Annotated in this window: 3 protein-coding genes; 1 reads left to right on the top strand and 2 read right to left on the bottom strand. The window is 71.9% G+C overall.

Annotation, left to right across the window (positions count from 1 at the left end; all coding sequences use genetic code 11):
• Positions 1–788: Rossmann fold nucleotide-binding protein (locus VFV89_RS04565; RefSeq protein WP_329704722.1), on the bottom strand; the 788-nt coding region annotated here is incomplete at its 3' end.
• Between the two features lie 25 nt (positions 789–813).
• On the bottom strand, positions 814–1,740 hold the full coding sequence (locus VFV89_RS04560; protein ID WP_329704721.1) for a serine protein kinase RIO: 927 nt from the start codon (positions 1,738–1,740) through the stop codon (positions 814–816).
• A 177-nt stretch (positions 1,741–1,917) separates the two neighbouring features.
• Between VFV89_RS04560 and VFV89_RS04555 the strand changes: the two genes are divergently transcribed.
• Positions 1,918–3,309: M1 family metallopeptidase (locus VFV89_RS04555; protein ID WP_329704720.1), on the top strand; the 1,392-nt coding region annotated here is incomplete at its 3' end.

The raw sequence follows: 3,309 nt of genomic DNA, 5'->3' as shown, positions 1-3,309 counted from the left end.
GCGAACACGTTGGACGGCTCGTGGCCGTAGTGCCAGGTCGGGATGCTCAGCGAGTCGCGGGGGTCGTCGACGCCGGACCGCACCGCCATCGCGGGACGCAGCCAGTCGTCCACCGAGGGACGGAACGACGGCACCTCGGTCAGCTGGGCGACCGCGTCGAACAGGGCCGACTCGGTCGCACCGGCCAGCAAGCAGCCGAGGTTGGCCGCCTCCATCGCGCCGGGCCCGCCGCCGGTGGCCACGACGTGGCGAGCCCCGAGTGCGTGGCCGAGCCGGGCGGCGGCTGCGTACACCTCGTCGCCACGCCGGGTGTCGTGGCCGCCCATCACCCCGACGAGGTGCCTGCGCCCCTGCGCGGTGACCAGCCATGCCGACAGCGCCTCGTCGATCGCGTGGTCGTGCAGCGACCGGGCCAGCGTGTCGTCGGCGCCGCCGGCTGTCTGGGACCAGGCGTAGGCGCGCATGTCGAGCGAGGTGGCGTACGGCTCGGCGTCGTAGAGCTCGTCGGGGGTGTAGAGCCGCGAGCGGTAGACGTCGACCGGTGCGACCGCCAGCGCCGGCAGCACCAGCGCCCCGGCCCGCGCGACCCGCTGCTCGTCCCCGGGCGCGAAGGTGCAGCCCAGGAACGTCGCGCCGGCCACCCGCACCCGCGCCAGCTCACCGGACCGCGCCGACAGGTCGACATCGCGTAGTCGCCAACCGGAGAGCCGGGTGGTCCCGGCCGCCATCCGGCGGTCGAACTCCTCGAGTGACTCGACCTGCACGACCCGGCCGCGGCTGCGTTCCACGGCGGCGACGCTAGTCCCAGTGAGATCAGAACGCGTGCGCCATCAGCTCGCCGAACAGCACATGCTCGTCGGCGTCGAGGCCGCGAGCGCGGAACCACGCGCAAATGTTCGCACAGTCGCGCTGCAGGAAGTCCAGCCCGTTCAGGTTGCCGACCAGGTCGACGATCTGCGGCAGGTCGATGATCACCAGGCGGTCGCCGGCGGCCAGGATGTTGTAGGCCGAGAGGTCGCCGTGCACGACGCCGTTCTGCACCATCGTGGCCAGGACGTCGGTGAGCTGCTGGTAGTACGACGCCAGCAGCTCCGGTGACGGCCGGGTCTGGGCCAGCCGGGGGGCGGTCTGCAGCGCGTCGTCGTCGTCGACGACGGTGATCCACTCCATCAGGATCTCGGTCTCGTCGATCTGCACGGGGTAGGGGACCGGCAGGCCGAGGTTCCAGAGACGCACGAGCGCACCCCACTCGGACACCGCCCACTCCGAGGCGGCCACCAGACGGCCGAAGGTGCTCTTGCGCTTGAGAGCGCGCTGGTCACGCGAGCGCTTCATCGAACGGCCCTCGGTGTAGGACGCGGCGCGGTGGAAGGTGCGGTGTTCGGAGGACCGGTAGCGCTTGGCGGCCATGACCACGCCCGACTCGGGCTCCAACGGGTCGGCCCGCTCGACGAGGTGGACGTCGGCCTCCTTGCCGGTCTTGAGGACCCCGAGCTCGGTGTCGATGGCGCCCTGCGAGGTCACCACCCAGTCCGGCCGGGGCTCGGGACCGCGGCTGAGCGGCTCGACGCTGAGCCAGGTGGACCAGCGCTGCCCGTCCTCGAGCTCGTCGTAGGCCTGGAAGTCGAGGACGAACCGCGAGTCGACGTCGCTCAGGTCGTCGGCGGGCGGGACCCAGCGGTAGCTGTCGGAGGTGAACTCGTCAGGGAACGAGGGGTACTGCGAGAAGTCGTGAGGCATCGGTGGAGGTGCTCCATGCGGTGAGAGAGGGACGGTCTGCGGACAGGCCGATGACAGTCATGGACACGTCGCGCCTCCTCTCGTGGAGCACCGGGCCGGTCCCGGCGTAGCGCCCATGGTGGCGGGCGGTTCTCGGGGACGGCAACCGAATTACCGAAGGTGCCGTAGTTTTCCTGCGTGAGAGCCCGCCGCCTGCCCCTGGCGCTCGCCGTCCTGGTGGCGCTGGGCGCGGGGCCGGCGCAGGCCGTGACGGCACCCACGCCGCGAGCGCCGACGCCGGGAGCACCGGGCATCGGTGACCCCTACTTCCCGCGCGACGGCAACGGCGGCATCGACGTGCTGCACTACGACATCCGCGACACCTACGTCTTCGGCTCGGGTGAGCTGCGCGGGCGGACGAGGCTCCAGGTGCGGGCCACCCAGGACCTGTCGCGCTTCGACCTCGACTTCCTGCTCCCGGTCCGCTCGGTGAAGGTCGACGGCCGGCGCGCGCGGTTCCGTCAGGTCGGCGACCACGAGCTGCGGATCACCCCTGCCGCTCCGCTCGCGAGCGGGAGCCGGTTCCGGGTCTCCGTCGAGTACGCCGGCACGCCGGGCAGCATCGGGTCCGCGGGCGAGCACAACTGGCTGGCCGACCGGGACGAGGTGGTCGCGATGAACGAGCCCCACATGGCGGCCTGGTGGTTCCCGGCCAACGACCACCCGAGGGACAAGGCCGGCTTCGACATCCGGATCACGGTGCCGCGCCACAAGCAGGTCGTGGCCAACGGCGTCCTGGTCTCCAAGCGGAAGCGACACCGACTGGCCACCACGCACTGGCGGGCGGTCGAGCCGATGGCGACCTACCTCGCCTTCTTCGCCGCAGGCTCCTTCGACGTGCACACGACCACCTGTCTCGGCGTACCGGACGTCTTCGCGGTCTCCAGGCGACCCGCCCGGGGCTCCACGAGCCCGGCCGCCCAGGTGCTCGCGGACCGCACCTGCTCGATCGTCACCACCTTCTCGTCGGTGCTCGGTCCCTACCCGTTCTCCGCGATGGGCGGGCTCGCGACGGGCCTCCCGGTGGGGTTCGCCCTGGAGAACCAGACGCGTCCCACCTACCCGGCGCCCGCTGCGATGGACACCGGGCTGCTGGCGCACGAGCTCGCCCACCAGTGGTTCGGCGACTCGGTCTCGGTGGCGGCCTGGCGCGACATCTGGCTCAACGAGGGGTTCGCCCAGTACCTCAGCACCTACTACGTGCTCGAGGCCGGGGCGGGCCGCTCGCTGCAGACCTGGCTGACCGACGGCTACGACAGCTACCCGCCGTCCTCGACGTTCTGGACGCTCCCGATCGACGACCCGGGCCCGGCGCGGCTGTTCGACTCGGCCGTCTACACCCGCGGGGCGATGGCGGTCCAGGCGCTGCGGCACCGGATCGGCGACCCGGCGTTCTGGACGCTGCTGCGGACCTGGGTCTCCGAGCGGAGGTACGGCAACGGGTCGGTGGCCGACTTCGAGGCCCTGGCCGGCACCGTCAGCGGCCAGGACCTGACGGCGTTCTTCACCGCGTGGCTGCACGCTCCGGTC

Source organism: Nocardioides sp., assembly GCF_036274455.1.
Taxonomy (GTDB): Bacteria; Actinomycetota; Actinomycetes; order Propionibacteriales; family Nocardioidaceae; genus Nocardioides.
Note: the sequence above shows the minus strand (reverse complement) of the source record. Positions and strands in the feature narration are given on the sequence as shown.

Bases quoted from the DNA above. Each gene is read 5' to 3' on its own strand.
- VFV89_RS04560 (WP_329704721.1), bottom strand. From the start codon at position 1,740: ATGCCTCACGACTTCTCGCAGTACCCCTCGTTCCCTGACGAGTTCACC.